21 protein-coding genes are annotated in these 20,834 nt (G+C 57.6%); 14 read left to right on the plus strand and 7 right to left on the minus strand.

Going from position 1 to position 20,834, the window contains the following annotated elements; translation table 11 throughout:
* Positions 1-84 (plus strand): IS3 family transposase (locus PG883_RS18815; protein ID WP_244077635.1); only part of this gene is annotated, 84 nt, incomplete at its 5' end.
* A 61-nt stretch (positions 85-145) separates the two neighbouring features.
* Here the strand turns inward: PG883_RS18815 and gyrB are convergent.
* The 4 genes from gyrB to dnaA all read right to left on the minus strand — a co-directional run bounded on the left by gyrB (position 146) and on the right by dnaA (position 6,217).
* Entirely contained in the window at positions 146-2,557 is a 2,412-nt protein-coding gene (gene gyrB, locus PG883_RS18820) for a DNA topoisomerase (ATP-hydrolyzing) subunit B (protein ID WP_010672288.1), read from the minus strand.
* Positions 2,554-3,657, minus strand: a complete 1,104-nt coding sequence (gene recF / locus PG883_RS18825) for a DNA replication/repair protein RecF (RefSeq protein ID WP_103858073.1) — start codon at positions 3,655-3,657, stop codon at positions 2,554-2,556. The genes gyrB and recF overlap by 4 nt, the downstream gene beginning before the upstream one ends.
* 2 nt (positions 3,658-3,659) lie before the next feature.
* Positions 3,660-4,763 carry a DNA polymerase III subunit beta gene (dnaN, locus tag PG883_RS18830; RefSeq protein WP_039040646.1) on the minus strand — a complete coding sequence of 368 codons (1,104 nt, stop codon included), beginning with the start codon at positions 4,761-4,763 and terminating at the stop codon, positions 3,660-3,662.
* Positions 4,764-4,846: 83 nt separating this feature from the next.
* On the minus strand, positions 4,847-6,217 hold the full coding sequence (dnaA, locus tag PG883_RS18835) for a chromosomal replication initiator protein DnaA (RefSeq protein WP_039040645.1): 1,371 nt from the start codon (positions 6,215-6,217) through the stop codon (positions 4,847-4,849).
* A 310-nt stretch (positions 6,218-6,527) separates the two neighbouring features.
* Here dnaA and PG883_RS18840 point away from each other — a divergent pair, with 310 nt between their 5' ends.
* The 9 genes from PG883_RS18840 to PG883_RS18880 all read left to right on the plus strand — a co-directional run bounded on the left by PG883_RS18840 (position 6,528) and on the right by PG883_RS18880 (position 14,105).
* Entirely contained in the window at positions 6,528-7,286 is a 759-nt protein-coding gene (locus PG883_RS18840; RefSeq protein ID WP_010672284.1) for an amino acid ABC transporter substrate-binding protein, read from the plus strand.
* Complete coding sequence (locus PG883_RS18845) at positions 7,287-7,955, plus strand: amino acid ABC transporter permease (RefSeq protein ID WP_010672283.1); 669 nt, start codon at positions 7,287-7,289, stop codon at positions 7,953-7,955. It abuts the gene before it with no gap.
* 12 nt (positions 7,956-7,967) lie between these two features.
* The gene (locus PG883_RS18850; RefSeq protein WP_010672282.1) at positions 7,968-8,702 is read left to right on the plus strand and encodes an amino acid ABC transporter ATP-binding protein; all 735 of its coding nucleotides are present in this window, start codon (positions 7,968-7,970) and stop codon (positions 8,700-8,702) included.
* Between the two features lie 269 nt (positions 8,703-8,971).
* Positions 8,972-9,106, plus strand: coding sequence for a 50S ribosomal protein L34 (gene rpmH / locus PG883_RS18855; RefSeq protein ID WP_005307156.1), 135 nt, complete (start codon positions 8,972-8,974; stop codon positions 9,104-9,106).
* Positions 9,106-9,465, plus strand: coding sequence for a ribonuclease P protein component (gene rnpA, locus PG883_RS18860; RefSeq protein WP_010672281.1), 360 nt, complete (start codon positions 9,106-9,108; stop codon positions 9,463-9,465). The genes rpmH and rnpA overlap by 1 nt, the downstream gene beginning before the upstream one ends.
* Positions 9,432-9,680: a membrane protein insertion efficiency factor YidD gene (gene yidD / locus PG883_RS18865; RefSeq protein ID WP_010672280.1), complete on the plus strand. Its 249-nt coding sequence runs from the start codon at positions 9,432-9,434 to the stop codon at positions 9,678-9,680. The genes rnpA and yidD overlap by 34 nt, the downstream gene beginning before the upstream one ends.
* 5 nt (positions 9,681-9,685) lie before the next feature.
* Positions 9,686-11,332, plus strand: coding sequence for a membrane protein insertase YidC (gene yidC / locus PG883_RS18870; RefSeq protein WP_200163717.1), 1,647 nt, complete (start codon positions 9,686-9,688; stop codon positions 11,330-11,332).
* Between the two features lie 109 nt (positions 11,333-11,441).
* A complete protein-coding gene (gene mnmE / locus PG883_RS18875) occupies positions 11,442-12,803 on the plus strand; it encodes a tRNA uridine-5-carboxymethylaminomethyl(34) synthesis GTPase MnmE (protein ID WP_270807622.1) in 1,362 nt (453 codons plus the stop codon).
* Positions 12,804-12,965: 162 nt separating this feature from the next.
* Positions 12,966-14,105, plus strand: coding sequence for a site-specific integrase (locus tag PG883_RS18880; protein WP_134695581.1), 1,140 nt, complete (start codon positions 12,966-12,968; stop codon positions 14,103-14,105).
* 294 nt (positions 14,106-14,399) lie between these two features.
* On the opposite strand, the gene repC is transcribed toward PG883_RS18880, so the two are convergent.
* Genes repC through PG883_RS18895 form a run of 3 tightly spaced genes read right to left on the minus strand, consistent with a single transcriptional unit; the run spans position 14,400 to position 16,420 of the window.
* Complete coding sequence (repC, locus tag PG883_RS18885; protein ID WP_232098026.1) at positions 14,400-15,179, minus strand: replication protein C, IncQ-type; 780 nt, start codon at positions 15,177-15,179, stop codon at positions 14,400-14,402.
* Positions 15,180-15,225: 46 nt separating this feature from the next.
* The gene (locus PG883_RS18890) at positions 15,226-16,077 is read right to left on the minus strand and encodes a helicase RepA family protein (protein ID WP_270807626.1); all 852 of its coding nucleotides are present in this window, start codon (positions 16,075-16,077) and stop codon (positions 15,226-15,228) included.
* 7 nt (positions 16,078-16,084) lie between these two features.
* A complete protein-coding gene (locus tag PG883_RS18895; protein ID WP_134695578.1) occupies positions 16,085-16,420 on the minus strand; it encodes a helix-turn-helix domain-containing protein in 336 nt (111 codons plus the stop codon).
* 248 nt (positions 16,421-16,668) lie between these two features.
* Here PG883_RS18895 and PG883_RS18900 point away from each other — a divergent pair, with 248 nt between their 5' ends.
* Genes PG883_RS18900 through PG883_RS18915 form a run of 4 tightly spaced genes read left to right on the plus strand, consistent with a single transcriptional unit; the run spans position 16,669 to position 20,740 of the window.
* Complete coding sequence (locus PG883_RS18900) at positions 16,669-17,259, plus strand: restriction endonuclease subunit S (RefSeq protein WP_232098025.1); 591 nt, start codon at positions 16,669-16,671, stop codon at positions 17,257-17,259.
* Positions 17,256-18,092: a DNA damage-inducible protein D gene (gene dinD / locus PG883_RS18905; RefSeq protein WP_134997016.1), complete on the plus strand. Its 837-nt coding sequence runs from the start codon at positions 17,256-17,258 to the stop codon at positions 18,090-18,092. The genes PG883_RS18900 and dinD overlap by 4 nt, the downstream gene beginning before the upstream one ends.
* A gap of 3 nt (positions 18,093-18,095) precedes the next feature.
* Positions 18,096-19,634, plus strand: coding sequence for a type I restriction-modification system subunit M (locus PG883_RS18910; protein WP_134695575.1), 1,539 nt, complete (start codon positions 18,096-18,098; stop codon positions 19,632-19,634).
* Entirely contained in the window at positions 19,631-20,740 is a 1,110-nt protein-coding gene (locus PG883_RS18915; protein ID WP_270807632.1) for a restriction endonuclease subunit S, read from the plus strand. Before PG883_RS18910 ends, PG883_RS18915 begins: the two co-directional genes overlap by 4 nt.
* Positions 20,741-20,834 lie beyond the last annotated feature (94 nt).

The raw sequence follows: 20,834 nt of genomic DNA on the forward strand, positions 1-20,834 counted from the left end.
TACAACCATGAACGGCTCAAAGTAAAACTAAACGGCCTGAGCCCGGTACAGTACCGAACTCAGGCCATGTCATCCGCCAGCTAACGTGTCCAATAAATGGGGTTCACTTCAGAGGAGCGGCTTTTGATGGTTGTCGGACCGTCTATTAGACGTCGAGGTTGGCAACCCGCAGGGCGTTGGTCTCGATAAAGTCGCGACGGGGCTCAACGGCATCCCCCATCAGGGTGGAGAAGAGCTGGTCGGCGCCGACCGCGTCGTCGATGGTGACGCGCAGCATGCGACGGGCTTCCGGATCCATGGTGGTTTCCCACAGCTGCTCCGGGTTCATCTCCCCCAGCCCTTTATAGCGCTGGATGTAGATGCCACGCTTGCCTTCGCCCATCAGCCACTCGACCGCTTCCACGAAACTGGCGACCGGTTTCACCTTCTCGCCACGCTTGATGTAACCGCCTTCCTCGATCAGGTTGGCGATCTCCTTGCCCAGGGAGACCAGCTGACGGTACTCGGAGGATTGCAGGAAGTCATAGCTCAGCGGATATTCACGGTCGACCCCGTGCTGGCGTACCACGGCGTGGGGCACGAACAGGCTGCGCTCCTCGTCGCGGCGTACCTGCATCTGGTACTGGATACCGTGGTTGCTCTCGTTGAGCACGGCTTCCATGCTCTGGCACCAGGTCTGCAGATCGCTCTCGCTGGCCAGCAGGGTTTCGTTCAACTCAGGCTGATAGATCAGCTGGGTCAGCACGGCTTCCGGGGCGCGGCGGGACATGCGGGTGATGAGGTGAGTCACGGAGCGATGCTGGTTGACCAGACGCTCCAGCGCCTCGCCACCGATGGCCGGGGCAGACTCGTTGACGTGCAGGGTCGCACCGTCCAGCGCCATGGCGGTCTGGTACTGCAACAATGCGTCTTCGTCTTTCAGGTACTGCTCCTGTTTGCCCTTCTTCACCTTGTAGAGCGGCGGCTGGGCGATGAAGACATAGCCACGCTCGATGATTTCCGGCATCTGACGATAGAAGAAGGTCAGCAGCAGGGTACGGATGTGCGCACCATCGACGTCCGCATCCGTCATGATGATGATGTTGTGATAGCGCAGCTTGTCCGGGTTGTACTCGTCGCGACCGATGCCACAGCCCAGAGCGGTGATCAGGGTGCCCACCTCCTGGGAGGAGATCATCTTGTCGAAACGGGCCTTCTCCACGTTCAGGATTTTACCCTTGAGGGGCAGGATGGCCTGGTTCTTCCGGTTGCGACCCTGCTTGGCGGAGCCGCCAGCAGAGTCCCCTTCCACGATGTAGAGTTCGGAGAGCGCCGGGTCTTTCTCCTGACAGTCCGCCAGCTTGCCGGGCAGACCGGCGATATCCAGCGCGCCCTTGCGGCGGGTCAGTTCGCGGGCCTTGCGGGCCGCTTCACGGGCACGGGCCGCATCGATGATCTTGTTGACCACGATCTTGGCGTCGCCCGGGTTTTCCAGCAGGAAGTCGGCCAGCTTCTCACCCATCGCCTGTTCCACGGCGGTCTTCACTTCGGACGAGACCAGCTTGTCCTTGGTCTGGGAGGAGAACTTAGGGTCAGGCACCTTGACGGAGATAACGGCAATCAGACCTTCACGGACGTCGTCACCACTGGCGGCGGACTTGGCCTTCTTGCTGTAGTCCTCCTTGTCCATGTAGTTGTTCAGCGTCCGGGTCAGCGCGGTACGGAAGCCCACCAGGTGGGTACCGCCATCCCGCTGCGGAATATTGTTGGTGAAGCAGTAGACCCCTTCCTGATAGGCGTCGTTCCACTGCATGGCGACTTCGACACCGATTCCGTCCTGCTCTGTGGTGAAGTGGAACACCTTGGGGTGGATCGGGGTCTTGTTCTGGTTCAGGTACTCGACGAAGGCCTTGATGCCCCCTTCGTAGCAGAAGTGCGCCTCGCGGCCATCACGCTCGTCCATCAGACGGATGGAGACGCCGGAGTTGAGGAAGGAGAGCTCGCGCAGACGCTTGGCCAGGATCTCGTAGTGGAACAGGGTGTCGCTGAAGATGGTCGGGCTCGGCCAGAAGCGAACTTCGGTCCCGGTGCCAGTGCTGTCACCAATCTGCTTGAGCGGTGCCTGCGGCTCGCCCAGGTGATAGGTCTGCTCGTAGACATGACCGTTGCGGCGGATGGTCAGCAGCAGCTTGTCGGAAAGCGCGTTCACCACGGAGACGCCCACACCGTGCAGACCGCCGGACACCTTGTAGGAGTTGTCATCGAATTTGCCGCCGGCGTGCAGCACGGTCATGATGACTTCAGCGGCCGAACGACCCTCTTCCGGGTGGATGTCCACCGGAATGCCGCGACCGTTGTCGCGCACGGAGACGGAGCCGTCGGAATGGATCTTGACCTGGATATCGGAGCAGTAGCCAGCCAGAGCCTCGTCGATGGAGTTGTCGACGACCTCGAACACCATGTGGTGCAGGCCCGATCCATCGTCCGTATCGCCGATATACATCCCCGGGCGCTTGCGGACCGCATCCAGACCCTTGAGCACCTTGATATTCGAGGAGTCGTAAGTATTTTCACTCATAGCTTACTCTCTGCCTTCTCTAACGTTTCGGAGATCTTGCCTTGTTCCACGTGGAACAGCTTGCAGTCACTCGCATCCATCATGTCTGCGAGCTGACCGGTATCGATGGCGGTGATGAACACCTGGGACGCGCACTGCTTCAGCCTTGCAGCCAGCAGACGACGTTTGTCGACATCCAGTTCAGAGGCAAAATCATCAATTAAAAAAATACAGCCGCGGCTGCTATGTTGATTCAAATAGAGCCCTTGGGCCAGCCGCATGGCACAGACCAGCAACTTCAGCTGACCCCTGGACAAAATATCCTGCGCGGGGACACCGTTCGCCTTGAGCCGCACGTCCGCCTTCTGCGGACCGACCCCAGTGTACCCCAGCGAACGATCCCGTTCGAACCCCGCCTCCAGCAATGCGTCGAGGGGAGTGTCTTTTTCCCAGCCTCGATAGAATCCAAGACTGATATCGAACTCCGGCAGAAAATCTGCGGTCATCTCCTTGATCAGGGGCGTAATGGCCTGACAATAACTGGCGCGAAACCCCGCCAGCTCGCCGCCCAGTCGCACCAGCTCCTGATCCCAGAACGCCAGTTGACGATACTGGGTGCTCTGGCGCAGCAAGGCATTGCGCTGCTTCAACAGCCGACGCACCCGCCCCCAGAGGGAGAAGAAGGTCGGCTCCTGATGGAAAACACCCCAGTCGAGCCAGGCCCGGCGAGCCTGGGGCCCACCGGTCAGCAGGCTGAAACCATCGGGGTGGATCAACTGTACCGGCAACAGCTCCGCCAGATCGGCCAGGCGCTGGGCCTGGGCACCGGCGATCTTGAGCTGGGTTTCGCCCCCCTTGTCCTTGGCAAGCCCGATGGGCACCTGACGCCCCTCCAGCTCGCACTGGGCAAACAGGGTAAAGGCCCGCTCGCCCTGGCGGATGACCCGCCCGGTCAAATGGGTACGAAACGAGCGGCCGAGACCAAGGTAATGAATGGCTTCCAGCACGCTGGTCTTGCCGCTGCCGTTGCTCCCGACCAGGATATTGAGGCCGGGAGACAGCGCGAGATTGGCGTGCTGAATGTTGCGAAAGTCGCTGAGCTGGAGTTTGACCAGGGACACGACTAGATCCGCATCGGCATCACCACATACTGGGCATCTTGGTTCTCAAAATCCTCAATAATGGCGCTGCTGATGGAATCGCTCAGGCTGATCCGGATTTGGTCACATTTTAACGTATTCAACACGTCCAGCACATAGGAGACGTTGAAGCCGATCTCCATCTCGCCAGCGGCGTATTGTACGTCAAGCAGCTCTTCGGCTTCTTCCTGTTCCGGGTTGTTGGCGGTGATGCGCAGCAGGTTTTCCTGCAGATTGAGACGCACCCCACGGAATTTCTCGTTGGAGAGGATGGCGGCACGGGCAAAGGCCTGGCGCAGATCCTCGCGACCGGCGATCAGGGCCTTGTCACTCCCCCGGGGGATGACGCGGCGCCAGTCCGGGAAACGGCCATCCACCAGCTTGGAGGTGAAAATGAAGCCATCCAGGGCAGCGCGCAGGTTGCTGCGGCCCACTTGCAGCCGTACCGGCTTGTCTTCCGCTTCCAGCAGGCGCACCAGCTCCAGCACCCCTTTGCGCGGCAGGATGACCTGATGATCGGGCAACGATTCCCCCACCACCTCGCGGCGGCAGGTGGCCAGCCGGTGACCGTCCGTCGCCACGGTACGCAGGCCGTGGCCTTCGCTCTCGAACAGCATGCCGTTCAGGTAGTAGCGCACGTCCTGGCTCGCCATGGAGAACTGGGTCGCGTCGATGAGTTTTTTCAGCTCCAGCTGGCTGATGTCGAACTCGAGCACGGATTCCCAATCCTCGATGTTCGGGTATTCGGTCGCCGGCAGGGTCGACAGGTTGAAGCGGGAGCGGCCGGAACGGATGATGAGGCGCTCTCCCTCGGTGCTGAGACGGATCTCCGCCCCCTCCGGCAGACCGCGACAGATGTCCAGCAGCTTGCGCGCCGGCACTGTGGTGCGGCCATCCTGGCTGTCGCTGTTGAGATAGACCTGTCCGATCATCTCCACCTCGAGATCGGTCCCGGTCAGAGACAGCAGGCCATTGCTGACATCGAGCAGGACGTTGCCGAGGATGGGCAGGGTCGGCCGGCCACCCAGGGCACCGGACACCAGTTGCAGGGGACGTAACAGGGCCTCACGGCTAATTTCGAGCTGCATCTGTGCTCTCCGTTGTTATTGGGAGGAAAGGATTCGGATCAGGCTGGAACATGCAATCTGCATCTGTGCACTCCGTTCCGTTATCAGGAAGAAAGGGTACGGATCAGGTTGGAATAGTCTTCCTTGATGTCGTGACTCTCTTCCTTCAGCTGCTCGATCTTGCGGCAGGCATGAAGAACCGTGGTGTGGTCACGGCCACCAAAGGCATCCCCTATCTCAGGCAAGCTGTGGTTGGTCAGCTCCTTGGCCAGCGCCATCGCCAGCTGGCGCGGGCGGGCAACGGAACGGGAGCGACGCTTGGAGAGCAGATCCGCCAGCTTGATCTTGTAGTACTCCGCCACCGTCTTCTGGATGTTGTCGATGGTGACCAGCTTCTCCTGCAAGGCCAGCAGATCGCGCAGCGCCTCGCGCACGAAGTCGATGTTGATGGCGCGGCCAGTGAAGTTGGCGTTGGCGATCACCCGGTTGAGGGCGCCTTCCAGTTCACGGACGTTGGAGCGCAGCCGTTTGGCGATGAAGAAGGCCACTTCGTCCGGCAGATGGATCTGGTTCTCGTCCGCCTTGCGCATCAGGATGGCAACCCGGGTCTCCAGCTCCGGCGGCTCGATCGCCACCGTGAGCCCCCAGCCGAAGCGGGACTTGAGACGATCTTCCACCCCGTTGATCTCTTTCGGATAACGGTCCGAGGTCAGGATGATCTGCTGGTTGCCTTCAAGCAGGGCGTTGAAGGTGTGGAAGAACTCCTCCTGGGAGCGCTCCTTGTTGGCAAAGAACTGGATGTCATCGATGAGCAGGGCATCGACGCTACGGTAATAACGCTTGAACTCTTCAATGGCGTTATTCTGCAGCGCCTTCACCATGTCCTGCACGAACCGTTCGGAGTGCATGTAGATGACTTTGGCGTCTTTCTTGCGATCCTTGATGGCATTGCCAACGGCGTGCAGCAGGTGGGTCTTGCCAAGGCCAGTGCCGCCATAAAGGAACAGCGGGTTGTAAGCACCACCCGGATTGTCGGCCACCTGACGGGCGGCCGCACGGGCCAGCTGGTTGGACTTACCCTCAACGAAATTCTCGAAGGTATAGTTCACGTTGGTGTTGCTCTTGTGGTTTGGCTCGGGCTTGTTTTCGGCCTTGTTTTCCCAGCTCTTGGGAGAGTTATTCACAGGATCGACACCACGGGCCGGCGCCCTGGCGACCGCGACGGGATGAGGGCGATTGCCGATATCAAAACGCAGGGTGGGAGCGTCGGCTCCGCACAGCTCGTTGATGATGCCGTTGACCCGGAGCAGGTACTTGTCGCGTACCCAGTCCAGAACAAAGCGGTTCGGTGCATACAGGGTCAGAGTATTGTCACTCAACTCCGCTTGAAGCGGCCGGATCCACATGCTGAATTCTGCCGAGGGCAACTCATCTTGCAGCCGGTTAAGGCACTGCTGCCATAGCGAAGCAGTCACTCTAGACTCCCGTCAATTGATTAAGTAAAGACCGGCTATTCTACGTTTTTAGTGGCCGGATCTCCAGTTGCTGCCGCACGGATCCAGCAAATAAGATCCTTGACTTTCAAGGATCCAACGCCCCAGGATCCCATTTCATCCCCAAAGTTACCCACAGCCGGATATCGTCAATGTGGACAGAATGGCGCGCTGCGACCATAGTTATTTTATATAACCAAATATCATTTATTTTTTATATTTTATTCCAATAACATCAGCGCCAACCCGTGATTACAACTAAAAATACAGCACTACAGAGAGAGGAATCCCCATGAAAACCACCATCAAGCTGATTTCCGGCGCCGCCATTCTGCTGGCCAGCCTGTCCGGCCAGGCCATCGCCCAGGAAACCATCAAGGTCGGCATGTCCGGCAAATATTTCCCGTTCACCTTCGTCAAGCAGGACAAGCTGCAGGGCTTCGAGGTGGACATGTGGAACCAGATCGGTGAGCGCACCGGCTACAAGGTCGAGTTCGTGACCGCCAGCTTCTCCGGCCTGTTCGGCATGCTGGAAACCGGCCGCGTCGACACCATCTCCAACCAGATCACCATCACCGACGAGCGCAAGGCCAAGTACGCCTTCTCCCAGCCCTATGTCTATGACGGTGCCCAGATCGTGGTCCGCAAGGGCAACAACACCATCCACGGCATCAAAGACCTGGAAGGCAAGAAAGTCGCCGTCAACCTGGGCTCCAACTTCGAAGAGCTGCTGCGCAAGAACGACCCCAACAAAAAGATCGATATCCGTACCTATGACTCCGCCTTCGAGCAGGATGTCGCCCTGGGCCGCATCGACGCCTTCGTGATGGACCGCGTCTCCACCGCCCAGCTGATCAAGGAATCCAAGCTGCCGCTGCAACAGGCTGGTGCACCGTTCGAAACCATCGAGAACGCCCTGCCCTTCCTGAAGACCCCGGAAAAGCAGGCCGTGCTGAAGAAGGTTGACGATGCCCTCACCGCCATGCGCAAAGACGGCACCCTGACCAAAATCTCCGAAAAATGGTTCGCAGCGGACATCACCAGCAAATAAATGATGGAATTTGACCTCGAGTACACGCTAGGGCTGTTTCCCATCCTGCTCAAATACCTGGGCACCACGATGGAAATGGCCCTGTGGGGATTCGTATTGGCACTCGTACTGTCGCTGATCCTGGCGATAGTACGGGTGTTTCGCGTTCCCGCACTTCACTGGCTGGCGATGCTGTATATCTCGTTCTTCCGGGGTACACCGCTGCTCGTCCAGCTGTTTCTGCTCTATTACGGGCTGCCGCAGCTCTTCCCCATCTTCGTGGGGATGGATGCCTTTACCGCCGCCATCATCGGCCTGACCCTGCACTTTGCCGCCTACATGGCCGAGTCGATCCGGGCAGCCATTCTCGGCATCCACAAGAGCCAGATGGAAGCCGCCCTCAGCATCGGCATGAGCCGGCTGCAGGCGATGCAGCGGATCATCCTGCCCCAGGCGGCCCGCATCGCGACACCATCGCTGATGAACTACTTCATCGACATGATCAAGAGCACCTCCCTGGCGTTTACCCTGGGAGTGGCGGAGATCATGGGCAAGGCCCAGATGGAAGCGGCCTCCTCCTTCAAGTTCTTCGAGAGCTTCATGGCGGTGGCGCTGATCTACTGGGTGGTGGTCATCTTCTTCACCCGCTTGCAGCATCTGCTGGAAGTGCGGCTGAACCGTGCTTATTAAAGGAGGCCTGTCATGATCAACCTAACGGGTCTCTCCAAGGCCTATGACGGAAATCAGGTGCTCAACGGCATCGATCTTGAGGTAAAGAAGGGGGAGATTGTCGTCATCATCGGCCCCTCCGGTACCGGCAAGTCGACTCTGCTGCGCTGCCTCAACCTGCTGGAAACCCCGGATGCAGGGCGGCTCGTCATCGATGACCTCGCCGTGGATCTGGCCAAGGCCAGCGACCAGCAGGCCATCGAACTGCGCAAACGCGCCTCTTTCGTGTTCCAGAACTACGCCCTGTTCGCCAACAAGACGGCGCTGGACAACATCGCCGAGGGGCTGATCACCGTCTGGAAGCAGCCGAAGGCGGAGGCTCGTGCCACTGCCCTGGGCATCCTCAAGGACATCGGCCTCGCCGAGAAACAGGATGCCTACCCGGCCTCCCTCTCCGGCGGCCAGCAACAGCGCGTCGGCATCGGCCGGGCCATGGCGGCCCACTCCAAGGTGATCCTGTTTGACGAGCCCACCTCCGCCCTCGATCCCGAGTGGGTCGACGAGGTGCTGGGCCTGATGAAGCAGCTCGCCCGCCAGCACCAGACCATGGTGGTGGTGACCCACGAGATCGAGTTTGCCCGTGATGTCGCCGATCGGGTGATCTTCATGGAAGGAGGCCGGATCGTGGAACAGGGCCCGCCGGATCAGATATTGGTCGATCCGCAGGATCCCCGTACCCGGGAGTTCCTGCGCAAAGTACTTAAATAGCTCTCTCTTTGGCGGCCTGGCCGCCTTTTTTCTTGAGGGATCCTTGTTTAACCCCGGGTTGCCAGTATAATTCGGGGCCCTTGATCCTCCGGATCCTGCCAGATTATCCCGCTCGGTCGACGAATGGGGCGAGATGGAAAGGAACGGCGGATTGACGAGAAGCTGAACTCTGTTTAGAATTCGGCCTCTTTTGCTAGTCGTCACACGCTATAGCTGGCGCGTCGGCTAAGTGTGACAATCAAAACTGTACAGAAATACGGAATCGAATCATGAAACGTACTTTTCAACCGTCCAACCTGAAGCGCAAGCGCTCTCACGGTTTCCGCGCTCGCATGGCTACTGCCAACGGCCGCAAAGTTCTGGCCGCTCGTCGTGCCAAGGGTCGTGCCCGCCTGGTAGTCTAATGCCTACCCAGCACACCTTCTCTCGGGAGTTACGTCTGTTAACTCCCGAACACTTCAAACGCGTTTTCGCCGAGCCTGTCCGGGCCGCTTCTCCGCAAATTACGCTTCTTGCTTGCCCCAACTCCCTCGAACACCCCCGTCTTGGTCTCGCCGTGCCCAAAAAGGCGCTCAAGCGTGCCGTCTGGCGCAACCGTGTAAAACGAGTGGTTCGGGAAAGTTTTCGCCTCAATCAAGCCAATCTGCCCGCTATCGACATCGTCGTGATCGCCAAGGGTGGCGTGAAGGAGATGGACAACGAAGCGCTGTTCAAGTTACTGGAAAAGCTATGGCGCACTCTGTCACGCCGTTGCAATGGGTAGCAATCAAACTGATACGCCTGTATCAGCTAATCATTAGTCCCCTGCTCGGGCCGCGCTGCCGTTTCACCCCGACTTGTTCCCAATTTGCGATAGAAGCAATCCGACTTCACGGTTTCATAAAAGGCGTTTGGTTAGCCAGCAAACGTCTATTAAAATGCCATCCCTTATCCGAGGGTGGTTATGACCCGGTTCCGCAACCAAAGCGAAGAAACTGAAGACTATGGAATCACAACGCAATTTACTCCTGATCGGTTTGCTGTTCGTGAGCTTCTTGCTCTGGCAACAGTGGGAGTCCGACAAGGCTCCGAAGCCGGCCCCGACTACCGTGGCCCAAACCGAACATTTCGTACCTGAAGCCGGTCAGACCGGTGATATTCCTCAGGTTTCCGAGCAAGCAAATGGTAACGCCGCGCGCAAGCTGATCACCGTCTCCTCCGACGTGCTCAAGTTGACCCTGGACACCCAGGGCGGTGACATCGTCTCTGCCGAACTGCTGGCTCACAAGCTGGAAGAAGGCAAGGAACAGCCGTTCACCCTGCTGACCAGCCAGCCTGCCCACCTCTATGTGGCCCAGAGCGGTCTGGTCGGTCGCAATGGTCCGGACAGCCAGGTCCAGGGTCGTCCCACCTATGAAGCCGCCCAGACCAGCTATCAGCTGGCAGACGGTCAGGATCAAGTCGTCGTTCCGATGACCTGGACCGACAGCAAGGGTGTGGTCTTCACCAAGGAGTTCGTGCTCAAGCGCGGTGATTACGCAGTGGGCGTCGACTACAAGATCGACAACAAGTCTGCCGAGCCGGTCCAGGTACAGTTCTACGGTCAGCTGAAGCAGACCATGACCACGCCGAAGGATCAGGAAGGTCATGCCATGGTGGCCAGTGCCTACCGTGGTGGTGCCTTCTCCAGCGAAGACTCCCGCTACAAGAAGTACACCTTCGACGAGATGAAGGATGCCGACCTGAACAAGACCACCCAGGGTGGTTGGGTCGCCATGCTGCAGCACTACTTCGTCTCTGCCTGGGCCCCGAATGCCAACGACACCAACAGCTTCTACAGCCGCGTGATCCCGGGCAAGGACCAGGCCATCATCGGCTACAAGGCGCCGCTGGTTGACGTCGCTGCCGGCCAGCAGGCCGAAGTGAGCGGCAAGCTGTGGATCGGTCCCAAGCTGCAAGATCAGATGGCCAAGGTGGCAAACCACCTGGATCTGACCGTCGACTACGGCTGGCTCTGGTTCATCGCCCAACCGCTGCACTGGCTGCTGACCGTGTTCCACGGTTTCGTCCAGAACTGGGGTCTGGCCATCATCATGCTGACCCTGCTGGTGCGCGGCATCATGTTCCCGCTGACCAAGGCCCAGTACACCTCCATGGCCAAGATGCGCATGCTCCAGCCCAAGCTGGCTGCGCTCAAGGAACGCTTCGGTGACGATCGCCAGAAGATGTCCCAGGGCATGATGGAGCTGTACAAGAAGGAGAAGGTCAACCCGCTGGGCGGCTGCCTGCCCATCCTGGTACAGATGCCCATCTTCATCGCCCTCTACTGGGCACTGATGGAGTCTGTCGAGCTGCGCCACGCGCCGTTCGCCCTGTGGATCACCGACCTGTCGGTGAAGGACCCCTTCTTCGTGCTGCCAATCCTCATGGGTGCCTCCATGTGGTATCTGCAGAAGATGAGCCCGACCACCATCACGGACCCGATGCAGCAGAAGGTGATGCAGTTCATGCCGATCATCTTCACCTTCATGTTCCTCTGGTTCCCGGCAGGTCTGACTCTGTACTGGCTGGTGAGCAACGTCATCTCCATCATCCAGCAGACCATCATCTATCGTCAGCTGGAGAAGAAAGGCCTGCACTCACGCAACTGATGCGCAGCCCATCTTTCCTGATGACAAAAGAGGCGGCCTTCGGGCCGCCTTTTTTATTACAATGTCCCCCACCCTCTTACTCATTCAGCCAACCAGCGAGTCAAGCAAGATGACAACAGATACCATCGTGGCCCAGGCCACCGCCCCCGGCCGTGGCGGCGTCGGCATAGTCCGCGTCTCCGGCCCTGCCGCCGAGCGGGTCGCCGAGATAGTGCTCGGCAAGCTCCCCAGGGTGCGTTATGCCGAATATCTGCCGTTCAGGGACGAGCAGGGCCAGGCGCTGGATCAGGGCATCGCCCTGCTGTTCAAGGCCCCCAACAGCTTCACCGGCGAAGACGTACTGGAGCTGCAGGGCCATGGCGGCCCCGTCATTCTCGACATGCTGATCCGCCGCATCCTGCAGATCGACGGCATCCGCCCCGCCCGCCCGGGCGAGTTCAGCGAGCGCGCCTTCCTCAACGACAAGCTGGATCTGGCCCAGGCCGAGGCCATCGCCGATCTCATCGAAGCCTCCAGCGAGCAGGCCGCCCGCAGCGCCATGCACTCCCTCCAGGGGCAGTTCTCCGGCAAGGTTCAGCAGTTGGTGGAGAGCCTCACCCGGCTGCGCATCTATGTGGAAGCGGCCATCGACTTCCCGGATGAAGAGATCGACTTTCTCTCCGACGGCAAGGTGGCGGGTGACCTCTACGCCATCATGTCCGAGCTGGACGACGTGCGCGGCGAGGCCAAGCAGGGTGCCCTGCTGCGAGAGGGGATGAAGGTGGTGATCGCCGGTCGCCCCAACGCTGGCAAATCGAGCCTGCTCAACGCCCTCGCAGGCCGCGAGTCCGCCATCGTCACCGAGATCGCCGGTACCACCCGCGACGTGCTGCGCGAGCACATCCATCTGGATGGCATGCCGCTGCACATCATCGACACTGCGGGCCTGCGCGATACCCAGGACAAGGTGGAACAGATCGGCATCGAGCGCGCCTGGGCCGAGATCGAACAGGCCGACCGGGTGCTGTTCATGGTGGACGGCACCACCACGGATGCGGTCGATCCCCACGACATCTGGCCGGAATTCGTTGATCGGTTGCCAAAAAACATCGGCCTCACCGTGGTGCGCAACAAGGCGGACCTGACCGGCGAGGAACTGGCACCGAGCCAGGAGCAGGGCCACGCCGTCTATCGCATCTCCGCCAAGACCGAGCTGGGGCTGCCCGCACTGCGCGAGCACCTCAAGGCCTGCATGGGCTTCCAGGGCAACACCGAGGGGGGCTTCATGGCCCGCCGCCGCCACCTGGATGCACTGGAGCGCGCCGCCGAACGGCTGCTGGTAGCCAGGGAGCAGCTTGAGGTCTATGTGGCTGGCGAACTGGTGGCCGAGGAGCTGCGCCTGGCCCAGGAGTCCCTGTCCGAGATCACCGGCGAGTTCAGCTCCGACGATCTGCTGGGCCGCATCTTCTCCAGCTTCTGCATCGGCAAGTAATGTGGTGAAAAATCAGCAATAAAAAGCAGCCATAAAGAACATAAGACATTGTAAATATTGGACTTTGTTTTTTACTGGCTGTTCTTACCTGATCTTGTTTCGTGAGAATTTACCCCGAGAGTACCCCGAAGTAACCTCTTGGGGTACTTTTGGGGGACACTCATGAAGATCAGCATCGAATACCGCGCACCGGACGCCGAAGGCAAGCGCACTGCGCGCTTAACCTACTACGCCGGCTCCTACCTTGATCCCGCCACAGGCATCCGCAAGCACAAGCGCAGCAGAGAGACCCTGGATCTCTTCCTGTACGACAAGCCGCGTACCCCGGCACAGCGGCTTCACAACAAAGAAACCCAGCGGGCAGCGGAAGCCATTCGCGCCAAGCGGCTCTTCGAATACGAGACCGGCAAACACCATCTGGATTTATCGAGCGCCCACAAGGCCAGCTTCTTTGAGTACTTCCAGGAAGTGACCGACCAAAAGGCGGCAGGCAGCAAGAGCAACTATTCCATCTGGGTGTCTACCCTCAAGCATTTGCGCCAGTACCATAAACTGCCTGATTTGACTTTCGAGGAGGTCGATCAGCTGTTCCTGGAGGGTTTTCGGCACTACCTGATGCACAAGGCCCGCACCAAAAGCGGCACGCCACTGAGCCGCAACACCCAAAGTGCCTACTTCAACAAGTTGAGGGCAGCCCTGAACCAAGCAGAGCAGGAGCGGCTGCTGATGGATAATCCGGTACGACGCGTCAAAGTCATCCAGGGAGAGAAGAACAAGCGCGTTTACCTGACCGAAGACGAGGTACGAGCCCTGGCCCAGGCCGAATGCCGCTATGACGTTCTTAAGCGCGCCTTTCTGTTCTCCTGCTGCACTGGCTTGCGCTGGTCCGACATTCACAAGCTAACCTGGGCAGAGCTTGAGCCCTTCTACGGCCATTACCGAATCGTCTTCACCCAGAAGAAGACTAGCGGCCTGCAATACCTGGATTTGAATGACATGGCGATGCAGCTGATGGGGCGCCCAGGCAAGGCAACAGAGCGGATCTTCAAGGGCCTCAAGTACTCGGCTTGGCACAACATGGAGCTCACCCGGTGGGCGTTGCAGGCCGGGATCACCAAGAAGGTCACCTTCCACAGCGCACGCCATACCTTCGCCGTCATCCAGCTTAACCGCGGCGTCGATATCTATGCCCTCTCCCGCTTGCTGGGGCACAGTGAGCTGAGAACTACCGAGATCTATGCCGACATCCTTGAATCGCGGCGCCGAGATGCCATGCTCCATTTCCCCAACGTATTGGAGTGATAGAAGATGGGACGCACCCTTGACGAGATCCTGGCCTGTGAGAAGCCTGAGGTGGTCGCAGCCGCCAGGCAGCAGGCGGAGCAGTTGCTTGGCCAGTTACCAAAAGAGGCAGAACCTGGCCAGGAAGAGCCAACAAAAGCGCCGGCGCCACCCAGCGCTGGTGTAGATGATCTTAGATAATCTAGATCGGATTTCAGGATCGCCCTGCAGCCCAAGTAGCACCTGGGTTTCGCTCAATTGGTTTGTGACCATTATCGTGAGCTTTGTGACCACTTTCGTGATGGTCTGTGACCATTATCGTGATAGCGCAGGCCGGCCTATGGTGAACCGCCCCTTGGCATGTTCATTTATTGACCAACCCAGTTCAGCCAGTTCATCCAGTGCCTTGCGGACTCGCGATTGCCGCTTGCGGTGGGTGGCCATGCTTGCCTCCTCAGGAAAGACATAAGCGACCAAGGTGTCTAATTGCACCACTCTACTCTGGCCACCATCGACCCAGGCACATAGCCGCTGATGCAACAATCTGGTGATGCTGCCATTCAGGCGCCGCACTTCTGTCATGTCGATACGAACATGACGACCAGTGCCCATAATGGCGGAGGTCAGCAAAGGATTGAGCGCCACAAAGAGCCCGTCGGTCAGGGCATCGCTGGCATAGTTCGCCAGCAGACGAAAACCGCTGCGCTGGCCAGCCACCTGCGCTATTACTGACACCTTCCACAACCGCTCGACACAGCGGCGCACCGTGTTGGTGTCACGAGGGTTGGCGTAGCCAACCTCCTTGGCCAGTTTGCGCAGGCTGCTTTTGACCACCAAGACGCGTTGCTGATTGGCGGCCCAGCGAGGCTCTAACAGGGTCCGTAAGGTGTTACCCTCCCCAGTAGCGGCAATGGGTTCGATGATGGCGCTGTAGTCCTCGATACCAGCCAGGGCAACCAGCCCCTGAAGCACGCGAAGGTCATCGGCACCCAGCGGCTCTGGCCCGGAAAACTCAATCTGATTGCCCCCACCGAATCGATACACCACATCCAGCTTGTCTCGGCGGCGCTGGCCACGAGAGATGGCTCTGAACAATCCTGGAGCCAGGCAGTGCATATGGTCGTGCCGGGCATGGGTCAATTCAAAGCAAGGCACGTTTGCCTCCCGCTCGGCGTGTTACGTCCAACCTGGCAGGGCGCAGCAGGCCATCTTCTTCTCGCACCAGCCAGCGCTCTGGTAGTGGCGGCACATAGTTGCTTTTACTAACCCCAAACCGCACGTAGCGATGGCTCTGCTGTGCCGACACGCTCAGCTGCTGCGCCTCCTTCCTGGTCATGGTGGCGAGGTAGCCCTGCCAGCGGACATTGTCTACCAGCACAGACGAACCACGGCTGGCCTGCTGCTGATCGCCAACCTCCTGGAAGGCGGCCAACTTGCTGGTGTGGTGCAAAAACAGCACGGCGCATCCCTGCCCCATGGCCAGCCGTTCCAACTGACCCAGCACCTGCGTCATGGCACAGGCCGCGTTCTCGTCGGCATTATGAAAACGCCGGAGGGTGTCGATAACGATCAACCTCACGCCCTCAGCCCAAAGGGCAATCGCTTCCAGCCATTGGCTGTCCAACAGGTTGGGGCTGGCTCCCTGAAGCGGTATCAACTTAAGGTCACGCTCAAGCACCACACGCTGCCCTGCATCAAGGTTCTGACCCAAAGCGAACAAGCGGTGGTGTAGCACCGGCAGAGGGTCCTCGGCAGGCAGGTAGAGCACAGCTCCCTGTTCCAGCTTGCCAAGATCGAGCCAGTCCGGCCCGCCGGCTATCTGCATTGCCAACTGCAGTGCCAGCATGGATTTACCGGCACCGCCTGGTGACACCAAGGCTCCGACACAGCCCACCGGCAGCCCCGGTAAGACAAAGTCGATTGGCTTGGGAGGTTCGGTAAAGGCCGCCTGAAGATCAAGAGGCCAGTGAGATGCAATAAGCTCCCGCTCCATTACAGCCTCACAGCCCGCCATGACGGGCTTGCCGCACGTGCTTAGCCACATGCTCAGTGAGCTCTGAATCTGGGGAGATACGGTGAGAGAGCAACCAGTCCAGCAGTTCATCACGCTTAAAGTAGATCTTCTTACCCTGGGGCTTGTAATGCGGCAGGCGTTTTTCGCTAGTCAGCCGGTACACATAACCAACTGACACCCCTAGCAGCTCGGCACACTCTTCGGCACAAAGCACCTCCTTCAGCGCCTGCCCTTGCTGGCGTACCAGCTGTTTCAGCTCATAAAGCTCTTTCAGAATCGTCCCATTAGGATCGCTGTAAACTGACGGATTTTGTTCGCGCATGCAGATGGTCTCCTAGTTACAAACATCAGCATGCAAGAGCGTACCGGGAGCTTGGCGAAACCCTCGTCGCTGTAGTTGTCCGATTTGGGCACCAAGAGCGTTTTTTGCGGAGGGAAACTTTCACATGTGAAAGCCATACGTAAAACTTCATCTTCATTGATGCAAAAAAAGATCGAGCTTTGTGTTGACGGAACAGAGTCTCATCATAGACACTGGCCAAAGCATCATTAACGATGACGAGAAATTTTGTGAGATTAAAGCTGCATCAAATAGCCACAATCAGCGCCGGTTATCCGTTTCGCGGCAAGATCCCTGAGCACCCCGAGGGGAGTCTGACCGTGGTGCAGATGAAAGACACCTCGTCAGTGTTTGGTGTCGATTGGTCCGGCTGCTTGCGCAGTGAAGCAACGGGCAAGAAAGCGCCGGACTGGCTGCAAACCGGGGATATTCTGGTCGCGGCGCGAGGCAATCAAAACTATGCCGTGCTGGTTGATACCCGGCATGCCCTAATGCCAGCTGTTGCAGCCCCGCACTTTTATGTGGTGCGGCCACAACCTGATGCACTGATACCGGAATTCCTTGCCTGGCAGCTCAATCAGCTGCCCTGCCAGCGTTACTTCGAACTGCATGCCGAAGGCACCCTCACCAAGAGCATTCGCCGTACCGTGCTGGAAGAGGCCCCCATCGCAGTCCCGCCACTCACCAGGCAACACGGTATCATCGCCATGGCCCATACCCTGCGCGAAGAACAGCGGTTGCTAGAAAAGCTCATCGAGAACGGCGAGCGCATGATGAATGCCATAGCCGCAGACTTATTCAACAAGGAGGTAGAGCAATGAACGAGCAGCATCAGCCTTTTGAGCAACTCAAGCAGCTAGATGAGCGAGGCATTGAATATTGGTCTGCCAGGGCTCTGTCCAAACTATTGGGCTACTCCGAATACCGCCACTTCCTGCCGGTGCTGACCAAGGCCAAGGAGGCATGTGACAACAGCGGCCTACCTGCCTCAGACCATTTCGAGGATATCCTCGCATTGGTCACTATTGGCTCAGGCGCCCAACGCGAGCTGCAGGACGTAAAGCTCTCCCGTTACGCCTGCTACCTGGTGGTACAAAATGGCGATCCATCCAAACCCGTCATAGCAGCAGGGCAAACCTACTTTGCTGTGCAAACTCGCCGCCAGGAGCTCGCCGACGACGAAGCCTTCAAGCAACTAAGGGAAGACGAGAAACGCCTATTCCTGCGCAATGAACTGAAAGAGCATAACAAGCAACTGGTCGAAGCGGCACAGCAGGCGGGTGTGGCAACAGGCCTGGATTTCGCCATCTTCCAAAACCACGGTTATCAGGGCCTGTACGGCGGCCTGGACCAAAAGGCTATTCACGCCAAAAAAGGGCTGAAGAAAAGCCAGAAGATCCTGGATCACATGGGCTCCACCGAGCTGGCTGCCAACCTCTTTCGCGCCACCCAAACAGAAGAAAAGCTGCGCCGCGATCAGGTTCAGGGCAAACGCCAGGCCAATGAAACGCACTTCGAGGTTGGCCGAAAGGTACGCCAAACCATAGCCGAGTTGGGAGGCACCATGCCCGAGAACCTGCCCACACCGGACAACAGCATCAAACAAATAGAATCTGCCGCCAAAAAGCTGCAGGACACATCGTCAGAGGATTAAGCAGTGACCGACAAAATCAACCAAGACAGCATTAACAAAGCCCTGTGGGCCGCCTGTGACACCTTTCGCGGCACCATCAGCGCCGACACCTACAAAGACTTCATCCTCACCATGCTGTTTTTGAAGTACATCTCTGATGTATGGCAAGACCACTATGACGAGTACAAAGCCCAGTACGGCGACGAGCCACAGCTCATCGAAGAGATGATGAAAAACGAGCGCTTTGTACTGCCCAAGCAATCCAGCTTCTACGCCCTGTGGGAGCACCGCCATGAACCCGGTAACGGCGAGCGCATTGACCAAGCCCTGCACGCCATTGAAGAAGCCAACGGCACCAAACTCAAAGACGCCGGCAAAAGCGTGTTCCAGGACATCAGCTTTAACACCGACAAACTGGGTGAAGAGAAGCAGAAGAACACCATTTTGCGCCACCTCTTGGAAGACTTCGCCAAGCCGGAGCTCAACCTCAAGCCCAGTCGCGTTGGCACCCTGGATGTGATCGGCAACGCCTACGAATATCTCATCAAAAACTTTGCGGCCAGCGGCGGCCAGAAAGCCGGTGAGTTTTATACCCCGCCGGAGGTCTCTGATCTGATTGCCGAGCTGCTGGCCCCCGAACCCGGCATGAGCATTTGCGACCCGGCCTGTGGTTCTGGCTCCCTCTTGATGAAGTGTGGCCGCAAGGTGGTGGCCAACCACGGCAGTAAGCAATACGCCCTCTACGGGCAGGAAGCCATCGGCTCCACCTGGTCACTGGCCAAGATGAACATGTTCCTGCACGGCGAAGACAACCACAAAATCGAATGGGGCGACACCATCGGTAACCCTAAGCTGCTGGACAAAAACGGCGAGCTGATGCTGTTTGATATCGTTACCGCCAACCCGCCGTTCTCCTTGGATAAATGGGGCCATGACGAAGCCGAGCACGACAAGTTCAGCCGCTTTCGCCGGGGTGTACCGCCGAAAACCAAAGGCGACTATGCGTTCATCCTGCACATGATTGAAACCCTCAAACCCAAAAGCGGCCGCATGGCGGTAGTGGTGCCCCACGGCGTGCTGTTCCGGGGTTCAAGCGAAGGCAAAATCCGCCAAAAGCTGATTGACGAAAATCTGCTGGACGCCGTGATTGGCCTGCCGGAAAAGCTGTTCTTCGGCACCGGCATTCCCGCCGCCATCCTGGTGTTCCGTAAAGACAAGTTCGACGACAAAGTGATGTTTATCGACGCCAGCCGCGACTTTAAGCCAGGTAAAAACCAAAACCAGCTCACCGACGACAACATCAAGAAAATCGTCGCCACCTACAACGGCGGCGCCAATGTCGATAAATACGCCTATGTGGCCAGCCTGAAAGAGATCCAGGACAACGACTACAACCTCAATATCCCGCGCTACGTCGATACCTTTGAAGAAGAGGAAGAAATTGACCTGATGGCGGTACGCGCCGAACGCGATCAACTCAAAGCCCAACTGGTTGAGTTGGAAATCGAGATGGCGAAGTATCTTGAGGAGTTGGGATACAGCTCACAAGGTGGTTTGCAATGAAACTTCCAGATAGCTGGCAAAAAAGACCTCTGGGCGAATTATTCAAAAAAATTGTAGTGGGATACGTTGGCAATGTTAACGACCATTACTGTGATGCATCGAGGGGAATTCCATTTTATCGAACGCTTAATATTCGAGATGGTTACTTTCGTCATGATGAAATTCGTCATGTCACGAAAGAATTCAATGATAAGAATAAAAAATCACAAATTGAAAATGATGACATAGTGATTGCAAGAGTTGGTGCCAATCTTGGAATGGTTTGCAAGGTAAGCGGCCTTAGCGGTATGGCAAACATGGCTAATGCCATCATTATAAAGAACAAGTCAGCGAAAAATGCCAACTCTGACTTCTACACATACTTCCTTCTTTCGCCCTATGGGAAATCACAGATATATGCAGGGGCGGCAGGTGGTGCTCAGGGTGTATTCAACACAAAACTAACTCAAGAAATTAGTGTTCCTGTTCCTCCGCTCCCCGAACAAAATAAAATCGCCCAAATCCTCTCCACCTGGGATAAGGCCATCACCACCACCGAACAACTGCTCGCCAACAGCCAGCAGCAGAAAAAAGCCCTGATGCAACAACTGCTCACCGGCAAAAAGCGCCTGCTTGACAAAAATGGTGTGAGATTTAGTGGGGAGTGGAAGTCGTACCATTTGTCTCATGTGGCTGTAATTGTGATGGGCTCATCACCTAAATCTGAAGCATACAACGAAAATGGAATTGGTCTTCCTTTACTTCAAGGAAATGCAGATATAAAAAATCGCATTTCGGCCCCAAGGATTTTTACTTCTGAAATCACAAAAGAGTGTGAAATCGGTGACATATTACTAAGCGTTCGAGCCCCTATTGGAACCGTCGCTATATCTGAGCATAAAGCTTGTATTGGTCGAGGAATAGCCGCATTGCATGCCAAGCCTAATTTTGACCAAAGCTTTATCTATCAATTCCTCCTTTGGTTCGAACCGAAGTGGGGCTCTCTATCCCAGGGAAGTACCTTCGAGTCAATAAATAGTGATGACATAAAAAATCTGAAGATTAAGGTGCCTAATTTCGTCGAGCAACAAAAAATCGCCGCCGTACTGTCCCGCGAATTCAGATAATAACTGCAACACCCATGGTGCATAGGAGAGAAGAGGCCAACTGCCGGTTCTGGTACGCTTCTTCTCGCCAAAGAAACAAAGCGGAACACCATGA

It is taken from the genome of Aeromonas sp. QDB25 (assembly GCF_027707725.1).
Lineage (GTDB): Bacteria > Pseudomonadota > Gammaproteobacteria > Enterobacterales > Aeromonadaceae > Aeromonas > Aeromonas caviae.